General features: G+C 56.6%; 18 protein-coding genes and 1 pseudogene. 16 read left to right on the forward strand and 3 right to left on the reverse strand.

Features of this window, described 5'->3' with window-relative positions:
* Positions 1-60: 60 nt before the first annotated feature.
* Entirely contained in the window at positions 61-1110 is a 1050-nt protein-coding gene (locus ABIC80_RS01995) for a YeiH family putative sulfate export transporter (RefSeq protein WP_429175222.1), read from the reverse strand.
* A 102-nt stretch (positions 1111-1212) separates the two neighbouring features.
* Here ABIC80_RS01995 and yieE point away from each other — a divergent pair, with 102 nt between their 5' ends.
* From yieE to cirA, 7 genes are all read left to right on the forward strand, one after another.
* On the forward strand, positions 1213-2079 hold the full coding sequence (gene yieE / locus ABIC80_RS02000) for a DNA-binding transcriptional regulator YeiE (RefSeq protein WP_042712342.1): 867 nt from the start codon (positions 1213-1215) through the stop codon (positions 2077-2079).
* 154 nt (positions 2080-2233) lie between these two features.
* Positions 2234-3019, forward strand: a complete 786-nt coding sequence (locus ABIC80_RS02005; RefSeq protein WP_094421070.1) for a transporter substrate-binding domain-containing protein — start codon at positions 2234-2236, stop codon at positions 3017-3019.
* Between the two features lie 3 nt (positions 3020-3022).
* Positions 3023-3688 carry an amino acid ABC transporter permease gene (locus ABIC80_RS02010; protein ID WP_200579938.1) on the forward strand — a complete coding sequence of 222 codons (666 nt, stop codon included), beginning with the start codon at positions 3023-3025 and terminating at the stop codon, positions 3686-3688.
* Positions 3688-4344: an amino acid ABC transporter permease gene (locus ABIC80_RS02015; RefSeq protein WP_429176449.1), complete on the forward strand. Its 657-nt coding sequence runs from the start codon at positions 3688-3690 to the stop codon at positions 4342-4344. Before ABIC80_RS02010 ends, ABIC80_RS02015 begins: the two co-directional genes overlap by 1 nt.
* Positions 4325-5062, forward strand: a complete 738-nt coding sequence (locus ABIC80_RS02020; RefSeq protein ID WP_023479833.1) for an amino acid ABC transporter ATP-binding protein — start codon at positions 4325-4327, stop codon at positions 5060-5062. The genes ABIC80_RS02015 and ABIC80_RS02020 overlap by 20 nt, the downstream gene beginning before the upstream one ends.
* A gap of 156 nt (positions 5063-5218) precedes the next feature.
* Entirely contained in the window at positions 5219-6688 is a 1470-nt protein-coding gene (locus tag ABIC80_RS02025) for an amino acid permease (protein ID WP_200133320.1), read from the forward strand.
* Between the two features lie 268 nt (positions 6689-6956).
* Entirely contained in the window at positions 6957-8939 is a 1983-nt protein-coding gene (gene cirA / locus ABIC80_RS02030; protein WP_094421064.1) for a catecholate siderophore receptor CirA, read from the forward strand.
* Positions 8940-8974: 35 nt separating this feature from the next.
* Here cirA and fghA read toward each other — a convergent pair whose 3' ends face one another.
* Positions 8975-9811, reverse strand: coding sequence for an S-formylglutathione hydrolase (gene fghA / locus ABIC80_RS02035; protein WP_042717580.1), 837 nt, complete (start codon positions 9809-9811; stop codon positions 8975-8977).
* A gap of 149 nt (positions 9812-9960) precedes the next feature.
* On the opposite strand from fghA, the pseudogene ABIC80_RS02040 reads away from it, so the two are divergent.
* The 9 genes and pseudogenes from ABIC80_RS02040 (at position 9961) to ABIC80_RS02080 (ending at position 19176) form a co-directional block, all read left to right on the forward strand.
* Positions 9961-11110 (forward strand): annotated as a pseudogene (locus ABIC80_RS02040) (YbfB/YjiJ family MFS transporter).
* A 103-nt stretch (positions 11111-11213) separates the two neighbouring features.
* The gene (folE, locus tag ABIC80_RS02045) at positions 11214-11879 is read left to right on the forward strand and encodes a GTP cyclohydrolase I FolE (protein WP_042717583.1); all 666 of its coding nucleotides are present in this window, start codon (positions 11214-11216) and stop codon (positions 11877-11879) included.
* Positions 11880-11896: 17 nt separating this feature from the next.
* Positions 11897-13057, forward strand: a complete 1161-nt coding sequence (yeiB, locus tag ABIC80_RS02050) for a DUF418 domain-containing protein YeiB (RefSeq protein WP_429175225.1) — start codon at positions 11897-11899, stop codon at positions 13055-13057.
* Positions 13058-13212: 155 nt separating this feature from the next.
* On the forward strand, positions 13213-14238 hold the full coding sequence (gene galS / locus ABIC80_RS02055; RefSeq protein WP_054804180.1) for an HTH-type transcriptional regulator GalS: 1026 nt from the start codon (positions 13213-13215) through the stop codon (positions 14236-14238).
* Positions 14239-14533: 295 nt separating this feature from the next.
* Positions 14534-15532 carry a galactose/glucose ABC transporter substrate-binding protein MglB gene (mglB, locus tag ABIC80_RS02060; protein ID WP_023479914.1) on the forward strand — a complete coding sequence of 333 codons (999 nt, stop codon included), beginning with the start codon at positions 14534-14536 and terminating at the stop codon, positions 15530-15532.
* 84 nt (positions 15533-15616) lie between these two features.
* Positions 15617-17137: a galactose/methyl galactoside ABC transporter ATP-binding protein MglA gene (gene mglA, locus ABIC80_RS02065; protein WP_042715899.1), complete on the forward strand. Its 1521-nt coding sequence runs from the start codon at positions 15617-15619 to the stop codon at positions 17135-17137.
* A 15-nt stretch (positions 17138-17152) separates the two neighbouring features.
* Positions 17153-18163 (forward strand): galactose/methyl galactoside ABC transporter permease MglC, encoded by a 1011-nt coding sequence (mglC, locus tag ABIC80_RS02070; RefSeq protein ID WP_023479719.1) that lies wholly within the window; start codon positions 17153-17155, stop codon positions 18161-18163.
* Between the two features lie 140 nt (positions 18164-18303).
* Positions 18304-18540 (forward strand): hypothetical protein, encoded by a 237-nt coding sequence (locus tag ABIC80_RS02075; protein WP_429175227.1) that lies wholly within the window; start codon positions 18304-18306, stop codon positions 18538-18540.
* A 264-nt stretch (positions 18541-18804) separates the two neighbouring features.
* On the forward strand, positions 18805-19176 hold the full coding sequence (locus ABIC80_RS02080) for a hypothetical protein (protein WP_263754327.1): 372 nt from the start codon (positions 18805-18807) through the stop codon (positions 19174-19176).
* Positions 19177-19185: 9 nt separating this feature from the next.
* Here the strand turns inward: ABIC80_RS02080 and sanA are convergent, their stop codons facing one another.
* Entirely contained in the window at positions 19186-19899 is a 714-nt protein-coding gene (sanA, locus tag ABIC80_RS02085) for an outer membrane permeability protein SanA (protein ID WP_042715904.1), read from the reverse strand.
* Positions 19900-19952 lie beyond the last annotated feature (53 nt).

The raw sequence follows: 19952 nt of genomic DNA on the forward strand, positions 1-19952 counted from the left end.
AAAGACCCGCCGGGGGAAAACCGACATCATAGCGGGTCTGCAGGGCAGAGATGTAGTGCTTTATGCCATCGCCGTGTGAACCAGCATATTGATCGCACCGCCGCCGACAATCAGCCAGATAAAGAGCAGCAGCCCCATCACCAGTGGTTTCGCTCCGGCGTTTTTCAGCGCACTGATATGAGTAGTCACGCCCAGTGCTGCCATCGCCATTGCCAGCAGCAGCGTATCCAGCGTGTTAAGCGTATTCACCGCTGCGGGCGGCAACAGGTGAAAGGAGTTAAATACCGCCACCGCCACAAAGCCTAAGGCAAACCACGGGATCGTCACCTTACTCTTCTCGTTACCCTCTTGCGGACTGAGCTGTTTCACCCGCGCGGCCAACAGCAGTAAAAAGGGAGCCAGCATCATCACGCGCAGCATTTTGGCAATCACCGCCGCATTCTCTGCCTCCGGGCTGACGGCGTGACCGGCGGCGACCACTTGCGCCACTTCATGCACCGTCGATCCAATCCAGATGCCATAAGTTTGCGGGCTGAACCACGGCGCAAGCAGCGGCCATAGCGCCGGATAGATAAAGATTGCCAGCGTGCCGAAAATCACCACCGTGGCGATGGCGACGGTCACTTTGCTCGCCTCCGCTTTTACTACCGGCTCCGTTGCCAGCACCGCCGCCGCACCGCAGATACTGCTGCCCGTGCCAATCAGCCAGCTGGTTTTTTTATCCAGCCCGAAAACTTTTTGCCCGAGAAAACAGGCCAGCATAAAGGTGCTGGAGAGGGTCAGCACATCGATCAGCACGCCGCTGACACCGACGTCAGCAATCTGGGAAAAGGTCAAACGAAAGCCATACAGGATAATGCCGAGCCGGAGCAGATGCTGTTTGGCAAACAGCACGCCGCTGTCGCAGTGGCGATGCAGCGCCGGGTAGAGCGTATTGCCCAGCACCATGCCGAGCAGGATCGCCAGCGTTAACGCGCTCAGGCCAAGGCCAGCAACGGCGGGCAGGGAGCCCAGCCACAGCGCCGCCGCGGTAATCGCGCCGCTCAGCAGCAGGCCGGGCATAACGCGCCAGACGCGAGAGTGATGAGAGTGTAATGTGATGTCGGTCATAGCCTTCTCCTCTTGTTGCTGAAAAGGGTACGGCGCGCTGGCTTAAAGGTAAAATTGATTATATATTTATAATTAATCTTTATAAGTGGTAAGCGACTCCTTATGCATATAACTCTGCGCCAGCTCGAAGTCTTCGCGGAAGTGCTGAAAAGCGGCTCCACCACCCAGGCCTCCCAGCGTCTGGCGCTGTCGCAATCAGCGGTGAGCGCTGCGCTGACGGATCTGGAGGGGCAGCTTGGCGTGCAATTGTTTGATCGCGTCGGCAAACGGCTGGTGGTCAATGAGCACGGGCGGCTGCTCTACCCGCGCGCGCTGGCGGCGCTGGAGCAGGCAAGCGAAATCGAACAGCTGTTTCGCGAGGCCAACGGTGCCATCCGCGTCTTCGCCAGCAGCACCATTGGTAACTACATTCTGCCGGAGGTGATCGCCCATTACCGGCGTGATTTTCCCGAGCTGCCGCTGGAGTTAAGCGTCGGCAACAGCCAGGATGTGATCACCGCCGTGGCCGATTTTCGTGTTGATATTGGGCTTATCGAAGGGCCGTGCCATGCGGCGGAGATCATTGCTGAACCCTGGCTGGAAGATGAACTGGTGGTGTTTGCGCCACCTTCCTCGCCGCTGTTGCAGCGGGAGGTGACGCTGGAAGCGCTTGCCGCTGCGCCGTGGATCCTGCGCGAGCGCGGCTCCGGTACCCGCGAAATCGTCGACTATTTACTGCTCTCGCACCTGCCGCAGTTTCAGCTAGGCATGGAGCTTGGCAATTCGGAAGCGATTAAACATGCGGTGCGCCACGGGCTTGGCATCAGTTGCCTGTCGCGCCGCGTGATTGCCGAACAGCTGGAAACCGGCACGCTGGTGGAAGTGCCGCTGCCATTACCTCGCCTGGTGCGCACCCTGTGGCGCATTCATCATCGCCAGAAACATCTCTCCAGCGCGTTGACCCGCTTTATCCGCTACTGCGATATCTGATTGCACCATCAGCAGGCACCTGCACCGTTTTAGGGGTGCAGGCCTCCTCACGTTTCCCCGCACTCCCGCTGAATCAGGTACTGGCTTCGTTGGCACATTAGTTGCAAAAAGTGATTCAAAGAATCTTTTGTTTCATGGGCGATGAGGTGTTGAGATGAAAAAGTGGATGATGGCGACAGCCAGTGCAGCAGTAATGATGGTCTGTTCCGCCCAGGCGCTGGCGGATCAGTTGCAGGATATTCAACAGCGCGGCGTGCTGCGCGTGGCCGTCCCGCAAGATTTCCCGCCGTTTGGCTCCGTAGGCACCGATTTGCAGCCGCAGGGCTACGATATCGACATGGCCACCTATCTGGCGAAAGGGATGAAGGTGAAGCTGCAACTGGTGCCGGTCACCAGCGCAAACCGTGTGCCCTACCTGCAAACCAACAAAGTCGATTTGGTCATCTCAAGCCTCGGTAAAAACGCCGAGCGCGAGCGGGTAATCGATTTTAGCCGTGCCTATGCGCCGTTCTTCCTCGGCGTCTTTGGTCCGAAAGACGCAACCCTTGCCGATGCGAAAGCCCTGAGCGGCAAAACCATCGGCGTCACGCGCGGCGCGGTGGAGGATATGGTGCTGAGTGATATCGCGCCAAAAGATGCCCAGGTGAAGCGCTATGAAGATAACAACACCACGCTTTCGGCCTATCTCTCCGGCCAGGTTGCCTTCCTTGCCACGGGCAACGTGGTAGTGGCGGCAATTGCCCGCCAGAACCCGCAACACGCGCCGGTAAGCAAATTTATGCTTAAAGACTCTCCCTGCTTTATCGGGCTGATGAAAAACCAGCCGGCGCTGAAGGCCGAGGTCGATAAGCTGGTCGATCAGGCGCAGAAAGAGGGCACGCTGAACAGCTTCTCGCAGAAGTGGATGCAGGCACCGCTGCCCGCAAACTTTGGCGCATAAGCGATGACGGTGACGCTTGATTTCGCCGCGCTCTGGCCCTTCTGGCCGGAACTGCTGGCCGGATTGTGGACAACCATCACCCTGACGCTGCTGGCAACGGTAGGCGGCGTCGCGCTTGGCATCCTCGGCGCGGCGCTGCGCAGCGGCAAACCGGGCGTGCTGCGCACGTTGTGGGGGATCTATGTTGAGGTGATCCGCAATACGCCGTTTGTTGTGCAGCTCTTCTTTATTGTTTTTGGTTTGCCGGGGCTGGGGCTGAAACTCACCGCCGGGCAGGCGGCGCTGATCGCCATGCTGATTAACCTTGGCGCCTACAGCACGGAGATTATCCGCGCGGGCATTCAGGTGACGCCAAAAGGGCAGTGGGAAGCGGCGCGCGTACTCGGCCTGACAAAAGTCCAGACCTTCCTGCGCGTGGTGTTGCCGCCCGCACTGGCGCGGATCTATCCGGCGCTGGTTAGCCAGTGCGTGATGGTAATGCTCGGCTCGTCGGTGGTGTCGCAGGTCTCTTATGAGGAGCTGACCTTTATGGCGAACCTTATCCAGTCGCGCACTTTCTTAAGTTTTGAAGTCTATTTCGTCACCACGCTGCTCTACCTCGCGCTCTCGTTGCTGATGCGTCAGGCGCTGCTGGCGATTGGGCGCAAATGGTTAGGGAGCAGAGCATGATGAGTACTTTTACCGACTGGGATATTGTGCGCAACCTGCTGCTGGCCGCCCGCTGGACGGTGCTGCTCTCGCTGCCCGCCTTTTTCTGCGGCACGCTGGTCACCCTGCCGCTGCTGATGGTGCGGCTTGGTCGCTGGCGCTGGCCGCAGCGTTTTGTCAGCGCCTATGCCGCGCTGTTTCAGGGCACGCCGCTGCTGATGCAGCTGTTCCTCGCCTTCTTTGGCCTTGGGCTGTTCGGCATTGATGTCAGCGCCTGGACTGCCGCCACGCTTGCTTTAACGCTGTTTACCAGCGCCTTTCTGCTCGATATCTGGTACGGATCGATTCGCGCCCTGCCGAAAGGGCAGTGGGAAGCCAGCCGCTGTCTCGGGCTGAGCTTTGGTCAGACGCTGTTTCGCGTTATCGCCCCGCAGGCGATCCGCATTGCCATTGCGCCGACGGTGGGGTTTTCCGTGCAGGTGGTGAAGGGCACGGCGCTGGCGTCAATTATCGGTTTTGTCGAGCTGACCAAGGCGGGCACCATGCTGAATAACGTCACCTTTGCGCCATTTAAGGTCTTCGGCCTCGTCGCCGCGGGCTACTTCCTGCTGTGTTATCCGCTGTCGCGCTACAGCCGCTATCTGGAGAAAAAGTTCCATGCCGCTCATCACCATTAATGATGTTCAGAAATATTATGGCGACAACCATGTGCTGAAGGGCGTAAGCCTGGATATTGAGATGGGCGAAGTGGTGTCGATTATTGGGCGCAGCGGCTCGGGCAAAAGCACGCTGTTGCGCTGTATGAACGGGCTGGAGGGCTACCAGGATGGCAGCATCAAACTCGGCGGTATGACGGTGACCGACCGTGAATCGCAGGCGCGGGAGATCAGCCGATCCGTCGGGATGGTGTTTCAGAGCTTCAACCTCTTTCCGCACATGACGGCGCTGGAAAATGTGATGCTGGCACCGCGCCGGGTACTGAAAATGCCGGCTGAAGCCTGCCGCGAGCTGGCGGTGGAGATGCTGGAGAAAGTCGGGCTGGGCGATCGCATCGATTATGCGCCGTCGAGCCTCTCCGGCGGTCAGCAGCAGCGCGTTGCCATTGCCCGCGCGCTGGCGATGAAGCCGAAAGTGTTGCTCTGCGATGAGATCACCTCCGCGCTCGATCCCGAGCTGGTCGGCGAAGTACTGCGTGTGCTCGAAAAGCTTGCCGCAGAAGGGATGACGCTGATTCTGGTCACCCATGAGATGAATTTCGCCCGCGAAGTGGGCGATCGGGTGGTGTTTATGCATCAGGGCAAAGTGTGGGAGCAGGGGGCAAGTAAAACCTTCTTCAACCAGCCGCGCACGCCTGAGTTACAGCAGTTTATCGCTTCGGTACGCGGTCTCGCCTGACCGCGCGTTTTCGCCTCGCAACATCCTCCATTCACTGCTTTACTTATAATTCGCGGCCAATTATGAAGGTCTCTAATAAGAGACCTTTTCCACCGGAAGGGCCGCGTTTCGTCTGCTACAATCGCGCCTCATTTTTTGGATGGATAGCTTTTTCTTATGGTTTCCGAAACAAAAACCACAGAAGCGACCACGCTTCGTCGTGCACTGAAAGCGCGTCATCTGACGATGATCGCAATTGGCGGCTCCATCGGGACCGGTCTGTTTGTCGCCTCCGGGGCGACCATCTCCTCAGCGGGGCCGGGCGGCGCGCTGCTCTCCTATATGCTGATTGGCCTGATGGTCTATTTCCTGATGACCAGCCTTGGCGAACTTGCTGCCTTTATGCCGGTTTCCGGCTCCTTTTCGACCTACGGGCAGAAATATGTGGAAGAGGGCTTCGGCTTCGCCCTCGGCTGGAACTACTGGTACAACTGGGCGGTAACCATCGCCGTTGACCTGGTGGCTTCCCAACTGGTGATGACCTGGTGGTTCCCCGATACGCCGGGCTGGATCTGGAGCGCGCTCTTCCTGGTCGTTATCTTCCTGCTTAACTACATCTCGGTGAAAGGCTTTGGCGAGGCGGAATACTGGTTCTCGCTTATTAAAGTGACCACGGTGATCATCTTTATCATCGTCGGCGTGATGATGATTGTCGGCATTTTCCAGGGGGAAAAACCGGCGGGCTGGAGTAACTGGAGCATAGGCGACGCGCCGTTTGCTGGTGGTTTCTCGGCGATGATTGGCGTGGCGATGATTGTTGGCTTCTCCTTCCAGGGCACCGAGCTTATCGGTATCGCGGCTGGTGAATCCGAAGATCCGGAGAAGAACATTCCGCGCGCGGTGCGTCAGGTCTTCTGGCGAATCCTGCTCTTCTACGTCTTCGCGATTTTGATTATCAGCCTGATCATTCCCTATACCGATCCAAGCCTGCTGCGTAACGATGTGAAAGATATCAGCGTCAGCCCGTTCACGCTGGTGTTTGAACACGCTGGTCTGCTCTCAGCGGCGGCGGTGATGAATGCGGTGATCCTGACGGCGGTACTCTCGGCGGGTAACTCGGGGATGTATGCCTCTACCCGTATGCTCTACACGCTGGCCTGCGATGGCAAAGCGCCGCGCATCTTCGCCAAACTGTCGAAAGGCGGCGTGCCGCGCAATGCGCTGTATGCCACCACGGTGATTGCCGGTCTCTGCTTCCTGACCTCGATGTTTGGCAACCAGACCGTTTACCTGTGGCTGCTCAACACCTCCGGCATGACGGGCTTTATCGCCTGGCTGGGGATTGCCATCAGCCACTACCGTTTCCGCCGCGGTTATGTTGCGCAGGGCCACTCGCTGGATAACCTGCCGTACCGCTCCGGATTCTTCCCGATTGGTCCGATCTTCGCCTTTGTGCTCTGCCTGATTATTACTCTTGGGCAGAACTACCAGGCCTTCCTCGAAGACGCTATCGACTGGGGCGCGGTGACGGCGACCTATATCGGCATTCCGCTCTTCCTGGTGATCTGGCTGGGCTACAAGTTCAGCAAAGGGACGCGCTTTGTGCGCTACAGCGAGATGGAGTTCCCGGAACGCTTTACCAAATAACGCCTGCTTGACGCCCTCTACTCAGAGGGCGTTTTTTTATCCCTCTCTTCCACTTTTTCCTTCCACTCTTTACATAACTTTAAGTTCTCGAAATTGATAATCATTCTCGTTTGCATTAAGGTAAGCGACTGAAAAGAAAGGGAACCCGGCGGGATTCACGCGCCTGATGTTTCCGCAATCTATAACGCTGCCGTCAATGTAACGGTGCGCGGTTTTGCAATACGTGAGCAAATTTTTCAATCTTTTTCAGACCTCATGGAGTTACGGAATGTTTACCTTGAATCCCATTATGCGGGGAGGCCTCTGTGCGTCCGCGTTAACGCTGGCGCTACCGGTGATGGCCGCCGCAGGGGAGGGTGAAACGCTGGTGGTGACCGCTTCGGCCAGCGAGCAGAACCTGAAAGATGCGCCCGCCAGCATAAGTGTCATCACACAACAGGATTTACAGCGCAGGCCGGTGCAAAACCTGAAAGATGTGCTGAAAGAGGTGCCCGGCGTGCAGCTCACCAATGAAGGGGATAACCGCAAAGGTGTCAGCCTGCGCGGGCTGAACAGCAGCTACACCCTGATCCTGATTGATGGCAAGCGCGTCAACTCGCGCAATGCCGTCTTCCGCCACAACGATTTTGACCTCAACTGGATCCCGGTAGAAGCGATTGAGCGCATTGAAGTGGTGCGTGGCCCGATGTCGTCGCTATATGGCTCCGACGCCCTCGGCGGCGTGGTGAATATCATCACCAAAAAAATCGGCCAGCGCTGGAGCGGCTCAATCACCGCGGATACCACCATTCAGGCGCACCGCGATCGCGGCGATACGCAAAATGGCCAGTTCTACACCAGCGGGCCACTGATTGACGGCGTGCTCGGGCTGAAGGCCTTTGGTGGCGTGGCGAAGCGCGAAAAAGATCGGCAGCAGGCCTCGCAAACCGCCGCCAGCGGTGAGTCGCCGCGCATCGAGGGCTTTACCAGCCGCGATGGCAATGTTGAACTGGCCTGGACGCCAACCAAAGATCACGACTTTACCGCTGGTTACGGTTATGACCGCCAGGACCGCAACTCTGATTCACTGAATAAAAACCGCCTCGATCGCCAGAACTACTCGCTGGCGCACAACGGGCGCTGGGGCAGTGCCAACAGCGAGTTGCGTTTTTACGGCGAGAAGATCGATAACAAAAACCCCGGCAACGCCAGCGCCATCCGTTCAGAAAGTAATACCGTGGATGGCAAAGTGGTGCTGCCGCTCGGTGAGATCAATCAATTAGTCACGCTGGGCGGTGAATGGCGTCATGACAAACTCAGCGATCCCATTAACCTGACCGGCGGTAACAGCAGTAAAACCTCCTCCAGCCAGTACGCGCTGTTTATTGAAGATGAGTGGCGGATTATTGAACCGCTGGCGCTGACCACCGGCCTGCGCATGGATGACCATGAAACCTATGGCGATCACTGGAGCCCACGCGCCTACCTGGTGTGGAGCGCCACCGATACCATCACGGTGAAAGGGGGCTGGGCAACGGCCTTTAAAGCACCGTCGCTGTTGCAGCTAAGCCCCGACTGGGCGAGCAACTCCTGTCGCGGCAGTTGCCGGATTGTCGGCAGCCCGGAGCTAAAACCGGAAACCAGCGAAAGCTTCGAACTAGGGCTTTACTACAGCGGCGAAGAGGGCTGGCTCGAGGGCGTGCAGGGGAGCGTTACTGCCTTCCAGAACAATATTGAGGATATGATCAATATCAGCCGTACTGCCAGCCTGACCGAAGCGCCGGGCTATCCGAACTTTGTCGGTTTTGAGCGTAACGCTCGTGGGGCGCGGGTACCGGTGTTCCGCTACTACAACGTTGATAAAGCGCGGATTCAGGGCGTCGAGACGGAGGTGAAAATCCCGTTCGATGAGGCGTGGAAACTAACGCTGAATTACACCTATAACGACGGGCGCAATCTGAGCGGCGGCGGCAATAAGCCGTTGCAGGATCTGCCATTCCACACCGCTAACGGCACGCTGGACTGGCAGGCTAACGACGCGTGGTCGTTCTATGTTTCGGCGAACTACAGTGGCGAAAAACGTTCGGTGTCACAGGGCGCAACGCCGGGCGGGTATGTTATCTGGAATGCGGGCGGCGCATGGCAGGCGACGAAAAACGTCAAACTGCGCGCGGGCGTGCTTAACCTCGGCGATAAAGATCTTAGCCGGGATGACTACAGCTTTAACGAAGATGGACGTCGCTACTTTGCGGCGATTGATTACCGCTTCTGATGAGAGATCCCGGCGCGAAAACGCCGGGGTGACGCTTAGCGGAAGAGGTGCTGCGCATGGAAGCGCAGATGATCTTCAATAAACGAGGCGATAAAGAAGTAGCTGTGATCGTACCCCGGCTGAATACGCAGGGTCAGCGGCCAGCTTTTCTGCCGCGCCACTTCTGCCAGCCGCGCTGGCTGTAACTGATCGGCGAGGAACTGATCGCTGTCCCCCTGATCGATAAGGGTCGGAATGGCGTCACCTTCGCCGCTTTCCAGCATCAGCGCACAGCTGTCCCACTCGCGCCACTGGCTGGCATCCTCCCCTAAATAGGCAGTAAAGGCTTTCTGCCCCCACGGCACCTGTAACGGGTTCACAATCGGCGCAAAGGCCGAGACGCTGGTGTAACGGCCCGGGTTTTTCAGCGCCATTATCAGCGCGCCGTGGCCACCCATTGAGTGACCGCTGATCGCCGCCTGGGTGCTGACGTTAAACTCGCTCTGGATAAGGGCCGGGAGTTCGTCGCGCAGATAATCAAACATCCGGTAGTGCGTGGCCCATGGCTGCTGCGTGGCGTTGAGATAGAAGCCGGCCCCTTTACCCAAATCGTAGCTGTCGGCATCAGCCACCTCATCGCCGCGTGGGCTGGTATCCGGCATCACCAGCACAATGCCCAGTTCAGAGGCGACGCGCTGCGCCCCGGCTTTGGTGGTGAAGTTCTCATCATTGCAGGTCAGGCCGGAGAGCCAGTAAAGCACCGGCGGGCGCGCATCGCTACGCTGCGGCGGTAAAAAGATGCTGAACGTCATGGCGCAATTCAGGACGCTGGAGTCGTGACGCCAGCGCTGCTGCCAGCCTTCAAAACAGCGGTGCTCTTCGAGCAATTCCATGCGGGGCTCCTCAGGTTTCACAGAGATAAACAGAGTGATAACCCTGCATAATACAGATAATTCACGCCGCTGTGAGTAACTTTCACTTCCGCACTTGCGCAACATACTGCATCATAAACATAACTTTACATTAACATTTGGGGGCTGAGATGGCGCTACGCGTCGCGCTTTGCGGTTTTATCGTGCTGGTGGTGGTGATGGGTATTGGCCGCTTTGCCTTTACGCCGCAGGTGCCGTTGATGATCCGCGACGGCCAGCTCACCCTCACCAGCGCCGGGCTGGTGGCAGCCATTAACTACCTGGGTTATCTGCTCGGTGCCTGGGATGCGATGCGTGCGAAGCGGCATATCGAAGTGCGCCTGTGGCTTGGCATTGGCGGCGCGGTGCTGCTCACTTTCCTCTCTGCGCTGGCGGACAACGCGCTGCTGCATGGCGCGATTAGGCTTATTATCGGCGCGATGAGCGGCTGGGGAATGGTGCTGATTGCCGCGTGGACCAATGAGCGGCTGGCCCATGCCGGAAAGCCGGGCCTCAGCGCGGCGGTGTTTGCCGGGCCGGGCGCGGGGATTGCGATTAGCGGGTTGCTGGCGGTGGCGATTCAGGCCAAAGGCTTAAGCGCTGTGTCAGCCTGGCAAGTGTATGGCGTGCTGGCGCTACTGCTGGTGGCGCTGATTGCCCGCTACTTACCGAAGCCCGGCGAGTGGCACCGCCCGGAGGTGAAGACGCAGCCTCTGCACCTGACCACCGATCTGAAACGGCTGGTCTGGAGCTATAGCCTGGCCGGGTTTGGTTATATTCTGCCCGCCACCTTTTTGTCGCAGATGGCAGCGCTGCGCTTTCCCGGCAGCCTGTTTGCCCAGTTTGTCTGGCCGGTTTTTGGCCTCGCGGCGGTGATCGGCATTGGCCTTAGTATTCTGTTGCGCCACTGCGGGCAGAGCCATCAGCGGCTGGCGATTGTGCTCTGGTTGCAGGGCGCGGGCGTGCTGGCGGCCTGGCTTCTGCCGGGGTTGAGCGGTCTGGTGTGCGGCGCGGTGCTGGTCGGCGGCGGTTTTCTCTGTGCGGTGCAGCTTTCACTGCTCTATGGCCGCGAGCTGGCACCCTATCACGCGCGTTATATGGCGGGGCTGCTCACCACCGGCTATGCCGTCGGGCAACTGGTCGGCCCGATGACCTCCGCGCTCTCGACCTGGCTTAGCGGACGCCTTGAGCCGGCGCTCGGTATCGCGGCGGTTGCGCTGGTGATTGGCGGTGTTCTGGTGTGGAAACGTCGTGCCTGAAAGGCAGCGGCAATTTCAATAATTATCCCCGGCGGGCTGGATTATGTGCGCGACCTCACGCACAATGTTGCCTCACTTCGCCGCAACACGCGAAGCACGCCATACCTGCAGGAGAAGAAGAAAATATGTCATCACTCAGTAAAGAAGCGGCGCTGGTGCACGAGGCGCTGGTTGCCCGTGGTCTGGAAACCCCGCTGCGCCCCCCGGTGCAAATGGATAATGAATCCCGTAAACGCCTTATCGCCGGCCATATGACCGAGATCATGCAGCTGCTCAATCTCGATCTGAATGATGACAGCCTGATGGAAACGCCGCATCGCATCGCCAAAATGTATGTCGATGAGATCTTCTCCGGTCTTGATTACGCCAACTTCCCGAAAATCACCGTCATTGAAAATAAGATGAAGGTCGATGAGATGGTGACCGTGCGCGACATCACGCTTACCAGCACCTGCGAACACCACTTTGTCACTATCGACGGTAAAGCGACGGTGGCTTACATCCCGAAAGAGTCGGTGATTGGCCTGTCGAAAATTAACCGCATTGTGCAGTTCTTCGCCCAGCGCCCGCAGGTTCAGGAACGCCTGACCCAGCAGATCCTCACCGCGCTGCAAACCCTGCTTGGCACCAATAATGTCGCGGTATCGATTGATGCGGTCCATTATTGTGTGAAAGCGCGCGGCATTCGCGATGCCACCAGTGCGACCACTACCACCTCGCTCGGTGGCCTGTTTAAGTCGAGCCAGAACACTCGCCAGGAGTTCCTGCGCGCCGTTCGCCACACTAACTGATTGCAGGAGCCGCCGACATGGGAAGGAGCGTCACGCTCGATTTTATCCGTGGCCTCGCCATCCTTGGCATCCTGCTGCTCAATATCACCGCCTTTGGTCTGCCGAAGGCGGCCTATCTCAATCCCGCCTGGTATGGCGACATCACCCTGCATGATGCCTGGACCTGGGCGCTGCTCGACCTTTTTGCGCAGGTAAAATTTCTCTCGCTGTTCGCCATTCTCTTTGGTGCCGGGTTGCAGATGCTGCTGCCACGCGGCAAGCGCTGGATCCAGTCGCGCCTGACGCTGCTGGTGCTGCTCGGTTTCATTCACGCACTCTTCTTCTGGGAAGGCGATATTCTGCTGGCTTATGGCCTGGTGGGGCTTATCGGCTGGCGAATGATTCGCGATGCGCAGAGCGTGAAAGCGATGTTTCATACCGGCGTGGTGCTCTATCTCATCGGCATTGTCGTCTTGCTGCTGCTGGGCGCCATCTCCGGTACCACGCCGAACAACTCCTGGCTGCCGGACGCCGCTAACGTGCAGTATGAAGCCTGGTGGCGCACCAGCGGCATGCTGATGGAGGGGCTGAGCAACCGCAGCGATCTCTTGTCAAACGCCTTACTGGCGCTCGGCGTGCAGTATGGCTGGCAGCTGGCCGGGCTGATGTTGATTGGTGCTGCACTCATGCGCAGCGGCTGGATGAGAGGGCAGTTCCCGCTGCGCCACTACCGGCGCGTCGGCGCCGTGCTGGTGGTGACGGGAATGGCAGTGAATATTCCCGCCATTGTCGCCCAGTGGCAGCTCGGCTGGTCGTACCGCTGGTGCGCCTTCTTTTTGCAGGCCCCGCGCGAGCTGAGCGCGCCGGTGCAGGCCATCGGCTATGCGGCGCTGGCGTGGGGCTTCTGGCCGCAAATCTGCGCCAGCAAACTGGTAAGCGCAATCGCCTGCGTCGGGCGTATGGCGCTCACTAACTATCTGTTGCAGACGCTGATCTGCACCACGCTGTTTAACCACTTCGGTCTGTTTATGCGCTTTGACCGCCTGCAACTGATGGCGATCGTCCCCGCCATCTGGGCGGTTAATATCCTCTTCTCCGTGCTGTGGCTCAGGCGTTTTCGCCAGGGGCCGGTTGAGTGGCTGTGGCGACAACTTACCGCCCGTGCGGCGGGCAGCGCATTACCGCCTACAAGCAGATAACGATCTGGATCACAATCGTTAACAAATGCAATGTAACCGTTTCCATTGATGTGATGCCTCTCACGTAGCAAAGCCACCGCGACTGCCAGAATAGCCTCCTTACTTTACCCAGGGGGTGCCTGTGACGTGCCGCCATTCAGACAAGGTGGGAAAAAATGATCACCATTCGTGACGTTGCCCGTCATGCGAACGTCTCCGTCGCGACGGTTTCCCGCGTACTCAACAACAGCGCCCTGGTCAGCCAGGAGACGCGCGAAACCGTGATGCAGGCGGTTGCCCAGCTCGGTTATCGCCCCAACGCCAACGCCCAGGCGCTGGCGACGCAGGTGAGTGACACCATTGGCGTGATTGTGATGGATGTCTCCGACGCCTTCTTCGGTGCGCTGGTCAAAGCGGTAGATACCGTCGCGCAAGAACATCAAAAGTATGTGCTGATTGGCAACAGCTACCATGAGGCGGAAAAAGAGCGCCACGCCATTGAGGTGTTGATACGTCAGCGCTGTAACGCCCTGATTGTGCACTCAAAAGCGCTCAGCGATGAAGAGCTGACGGGCTTTATGGAGCAGATCCCCGGCATGGTGCTGATCAACCGCGTAGTGCCCGGTTACGCCCACCGCTGCGTCTGCCTTGATAACGTCAGCGGGGCGGTGATGGCGACGCGCATGCTGCTGAATAACGGTCATCAACGCATCGGCTACCTCGCCTCCAGCCATCAAATTGAGGATAACGATTCGCGCCGCGAAGGGTGGTTCCGCGCGCTGGAAGAGCAGGGCATTGCCGCGCCGGACAGCTGGGTTGGCACCGGTTCGCCGGATATGCAGGGCGGGGAGGCGGCGATGGTAGAACTGCTGGGGCGCAATCTGCAATTGACCGCCGTTTTTGCCTACAACGACAGCATGGCAGCGGGTGCGCTGACGGCGCTGAAAGATAACGGCATTGCGGTGCCGCAGCATCTGTCGCTGATTGGTTTCGATGATATCCCCATTGCCCGTTACACCGATCCGCAATTAACCACCGTGCGCTACCCGGTGGCGTCAATGGCGCGGCTGGCTACGGAGCTGGCGCTACAGGGGGCGGCGGGCAAGCTCGATCCGCAGGCCGCGCACTGCTTTATGCCGACGCTGGTACGCCGTCATTCCGTGGCGTTGCGACAAAGTGTGGCGCCGATCACTAACTCGTAATGCGTCGCGATGTAACCGTTTTCAATCTGTGAGTAAATTCACAGTATCTTAACAAGGCGCTGACTATGATGTCAGCGTTTTGGAAGCTGAAACACGATGTAACGGTGAGTATTCATTTTTAATGAAACGTTCACGTAAAAGCATCGGATAAAGCGATCTTCTGGAGCGTTACCGAACACGGACGATTGAATTTTTTTAGCGTGGACGTCGGGTGTCAGTAACCTCTTCTTAACATACTGACCCGCCGAGCACTATTCACTAGCACTACCCTGCATATAATAAAACCGGAGATACCATGAATAAGAAGGTGTTGACTCTGTCTGCTGTCATGGCAAGCATGCTGTTTGGCGCAGCCGCACACGCAGCGGATACCCGTATTGGTGTGACCATCTATAAATATGACGACAACTTCATGTCCGTTGTGCGTAAGGCGATTGAGAAAGACGGTAAAGCAGCACCGGATGTGCAGCTGCTGATGAACGACTCCCAGAACGACCAATCCAAACAGAATGATCAGATCGACGTCCTGCTGGCAAAAGGGGTTAAAGCCCTCGCCATCAACCTGGTTGACCCGGCTGCGGCGGGCACGGTGATTGAGAAAGCGCGCGGCCAGAATGTGCCTATCGTCTTCTTCAACAAAGAGCCTTCCCGCAAAGCGCTGGATAGCTATGACAAAGCTTACTACGTCGGCACCGACTCTAAAGAGTCCGGCGTGATTCAGGGCGACCTGATTGCCAAACACTGGGCGGCAAACCCAGGCTGGGATCTGAACAAAGATGGTCAGATTCAGTTCGTACTGCTGAAAGGCGAGCCGGGCCACCCGGATGCTGAAGCGCGTACCACCTACGTGATTAAAGAGCTGAACGATAAAGGCATCAAAACCCAGCAGCTGGCATTAGATACTGCAATGTGGGACACCGCCCAGGCGAAAGACAAAATGGACGCGTGGCTCTCTGGCCCGAACGCTAACAAAATCGAAGTGGTGATTGCCAACAACGATGCGATGGCAATGGGTGCGGTTGAAGCGCTGAAAGCCCACAACAAATCCGCCATTCCGGTATTTGGCGTCGATGCACTGCCAGAAGCACTGGCGCTGGTGAAATCGGGCGCGATGGCCGGTACCGTGCTGAACGATGCCAACAACCAGGCAAAAGCGACCTTCGATCTGGCGAAAAACCTTGCTGATGGCAAAGGTGCGGCAGATGGCACCACCTGGAAAATTGAGAACAAGATTGTCCGTATTCCTTACGTCGGCGTTGATAAAGACAACCTGGCGCAAATTACCGGTAAATAAGATTTAGTTCGACCGTTCTCACTGGGCGTATTGTTTAATACGCCCTTTTATAAAAATGATATGCCAGGCCAACAAGGTAGAATTATGGTCAGCAATAATACTCAGTCGTCAGGTGAATTCTTGTTGGAAATGAGCAATATCAACAAGTCCTTTCCCGGCGTAAAGGCGCTCGATAATGTCAATTTAAAAGTCCGTCCTCACTCTATTCATGCATTGATGGGTGAAAACGGTGCGGGTAAATCGACATTATTAAAATGCCTTTTTGGGATCTACCAAAAAGATTCCGGCAGCATTCTATTTCAGGGTAAAGAGATCGATTTCCACTCCGCCAAAGAGGCGCTGGAAAACGGTATTTCGATGGTGCACCAGGAGTTGAACCTGGTATTACAACGTTCGGTGATGGATAACATGTGGCTCGGGCGATACCCGACCAAAGGCGTGTTTGTCGATCAGGATAAGATGTACCACGACACGAAAGCCATCTTCGATGAGCTGGATATTGATATCGATCCCCGTGCGCGAGTCGGGACATTATCCGTTTCCCAGATGCAGATGATCGAAATTGCGAAAGCATTCTCCTATGACGCCAAAATCGTCATTATGGATGAGCCGACCTCATCGCTGACCGAAAAAGAGGTCAACCATCTGTTTAAAATTATCCGCAAGCTGAAAGAGCGTGGCTGCGGTATTGTTTATATCTCGCACAAGATGGAAGAGATATTCCAGCTGTGCGATGAAATTACCGTTCTGCGCGACGGACAGTGGATCGCTACCCAGCCGCTGGAAGGGCTGGATATGGATAAGATCATCGCCATGATGGTCGGGCGCTCCCTGAACCAGCGCTTCCCGGACAAGCACAACACGCCGGGCGAGACCATCCTGGAGGTGCGTAATCTCACCTCTCTGCGTCAGCCGTCGATCCGTGATGTGAGCTTTGATCTGCGCAAGGGCGAAATTCTCGGTATCGCCGGGCTGGTGGGGGCGAAACGTACCGATATCGTGGAGACGCTGTTTGGTATCCGTGAAAAATCGGGCGGCACCATTAAGCTGCACGGTAAGGCGATTAATAACCATACCGCCAATGAAGCCATTAATAACGGCTTTGCCCTGGTTACCGAAGAGCGCCGCTCGACGGGTATTTATGCCTATTTAGATATTGGATTTAACTCATTAATCTCCAATATCCAGAACTACCGTAACAAAGTGGGCTTGCTGGATAACAGCCGCATGAAGAGCGATACCCAATGGGTTATTGACTCGATGCGGGTAAAAACGCCTGGCCACCGCACGCAAATTGGTTCCCTTTCCGGCGGTAATCAGCAGAAAGTGATTATTGGACGCTGGTTGTTAACCCAGCCGGAAATTTTGATGCTTGATGAACCGACGCGCGGTATTGACGTGGGTGCGAAGTTTGAAATTTATCAGCTGATTGCTGAGCTGGCGAAAAGAGAGAAGGGGATCATTATTATCTCCTCTGAAATGCCTGAGTTGTTAGGCATCACTGACCGTATTCTGGTAATGAGCAATGGCCTCGTCGCTGGAATTGTTGATACTAAAACGACAACGCAAAACGAAATTCTCCGTCTTGCGTCTTTGCACCTTTAAGATCAGGGGCTCCTCATGAGTGCGTTAAATAAAAAGACTTTTCTCACTTATCTGAAAGATGGCGGTATTTACGTCGTTCTTTTAGTGTTACTGGCCATTATTATTTTCCAGGACCCTACGTTCTTAAGCCTGCTGAACTTAAGTAATATTCTGACCCAGTCTTCGGTGCGTATTATTATCGCACTCGGCGTCGCGGGCCTGATTGTTACCCAGGGCACCGACCTCTCTGCCGGACGTCAGGTCGGGCTGGCGGCAGTGGTGGCGGCAACGCTGCTGCAATCGATGGAGAATGCCAACAAGGTGTTCCCGGAGATGGCAACAATGCCGATTATCGTGGTGGTGCTGATCGTCTGCGTTATCGGCGCGATTATCGGCCTTATCAACGGTATTATCATCGCTTACCTGAATGTGACGCCGTTTATCACCACGCTGGGCACGATGATTATCGTGTACGGTATCAACTCCCTCTATTACGACTTTGTCGGCGCGTCGCCGATCTCCGGCTTCGACAGCGGCTTCTCCACCTTTACCCAGGGCTTTATTGCGCTCGGCAGCTTCCGCCTCTCTTACATCACCTTCTACGCGCTGATCGCCGTGGCGTTTGTCTGGGTGCTGTGGAACAAAACCCGTTTCGGTAAGAACATTTTCGCTATCGGCGGCAACCCGGAAGCGGCAAAAGTGTCCGGCGTGAACGTCGCGCTGAACCTGCTGATGATCTATGCCCTCTCCGGCGTCTTCTACGCCTTCGGCGGGCTGCTGGAAGCGGGCCGTATCGGCTCGGCGACCAACAACCTCGGCTTTATGTATGAGCTCGATGCGATTGCCGCGTGCGTGGTGGGCGGCGTCTCCTTCAGCGGCGGTGTCGGTACCGTGCTGGGCGTGGTGACCGGTGTGATCATCTTTACCGTTATCAACTACGGTCTGACCTATATCGGCATCAACCCTTACTGGCAGTACATCATCAAGGGCGGGATCATTATCTTCGCCGTGGCGCTGGACTCCCTGAAGTACGCGCGCAAGAAGTAATCTTTCTGCTCCGCTCTCAAGCCCGCCCTGTGCGGGCTTTTTTATTGCTCTGCTATTAGAAAACTTCATCTATTCGACATGGAGAAATCCCGCGTCGCTGCTACGCTTTATTAAGTCCCAACATTTATAAGGAGATTAGGATGAAGAATGAATTCGATTTTCCGGCATTCCCCGTCACTGGATGGCAAGTGGGCGCGGTAGACAAGCAGCAGAGCATCGTTGTGAAATTTGGTTACAGCACTTCGCCTTATGGCCCGGGTGCATCGACTTTTGACTCGCAGTTTTTCAGCTTAACCCCCGATATGGTGCGCAGCCTGATCTACGATTTGCAGCGCAGCCTGACGGAGCATGAAATCGAGCACGAAAAAGTCGCCTGAGTTTCCCCTTTTTACCTCCGCAAAGGCACGTGTCATGCAGCTTGCGCTGCGTTGTCGTGTGCCTTGTTTGTGCTTTTAAAATCCCGCTCTGCGCGCATCTTATTGAAGAACCGATCAAATTTAAGGGGATTCTGAAGGCCTTCATCGCAGCGGCTACATACGCTTAAAGGACAATCTTTGAGAGTTGTGATTGCAGCTCAAGGGGCGCTTATGAATTTTGTTTTTTTTAGAATTGACCACGCACCGCATGAAAAAACCAGTCAGGTGAATTTCGTTTTAAAAAATGTTGAACTGCTTCGTGATGGCGAAGTGATTGCTGTAATCGGCGATCTCACCGTCACGTCGTTGCCGTTTTTCTACTTCTGCTCGGTGCAGACCGGGTTTCGCAAGATCGAGTACAGAATGGCTAACAACCCGCCGGCACGCATCACCTGCAGCGCAGGCTATCTGAAAACGGGTGACTATCTGGTGGAGACGCCGGAAGGGGAGAAGGTGATGCAGTTTAATGCGCTAAACGGCACCTGGACGCTGGAGCGGAATGCCTCTGCCGTCATCGATCACCAGGGATTTCTTGCCCGTGATTTCACGCTTGTCCGCCCGGCGAAAAGCAGTGGCCGTACGGTGCCCTTCAATTAATCCGCTCTGCTACTTCTTTTTTTGCATATCAACTAACTGCTCGGCCGTGACTGCCGGATAGCCCTGAGCATCCTCCGGCACTTCATGCATCGCAGGGATCGGCACTAAAGGCCCAAGGAAGCGGGGTTCACGTTTAAACAGATAGAGATCTGCAATCGTCCCGAGCCGGGCGCCAAATTCGCGCGCCCGCACGCTCCACATATCTTTAGGCGACGGCACTGCGTAGCACTGCGCCTGAATGCCTAAGTGGCGGGCGATAAACAGCGCGCGTTCACAGTGGAAGCGCTGGGTGATGATAATGAAGTCATTGGTGTCGAACACCTTGCGGGTGCGCACGATTGAGTCCAGCGTGCGGAAACCGGCGTAATCGAGCACGATATCCGCAGGATCAACGCCGCCAGCGATCAGATCTTTGCGCATGGTCACCGGCTCGTTATAGCTCTGCTGTGCGTTATCACCGCTCAACAGCAGGTAGTTCACCTTGCCGCTGTTATAGGCGTTAAGAGCGCCCTGAATGCGGTAGCGGTAATACTGGTTGATAACACCGGTGCGGTAATATTTGGCCGTGCCGAGCACCACGCCGACCTGACGCCAGGGGAGATCCTGCAGGTCGTCGTAGATATAGGGGGCGGTTTTCCAGCTCATCCAGCGATCGAGACCCAGCGCGGTTAACACCAGCAGACCAATCAGGACTATCAGGCTGTAAAAAACACGCTTTAACATGAAGCTGGCTCGGTAAGGGATTGAAATTGCACTCAGGCTACTTTACCCACACC

Origin of the sequence: Kosakonia sp. 1610, from assembly GCF_050435845.1 — a bacterium.
Lineage (GTDB): Bacteria > Pseudomonadota > Gammaproteobacteria > Enterobacterales > Enterobacteriaceae > Kosakonia > Kosakonia cowanii.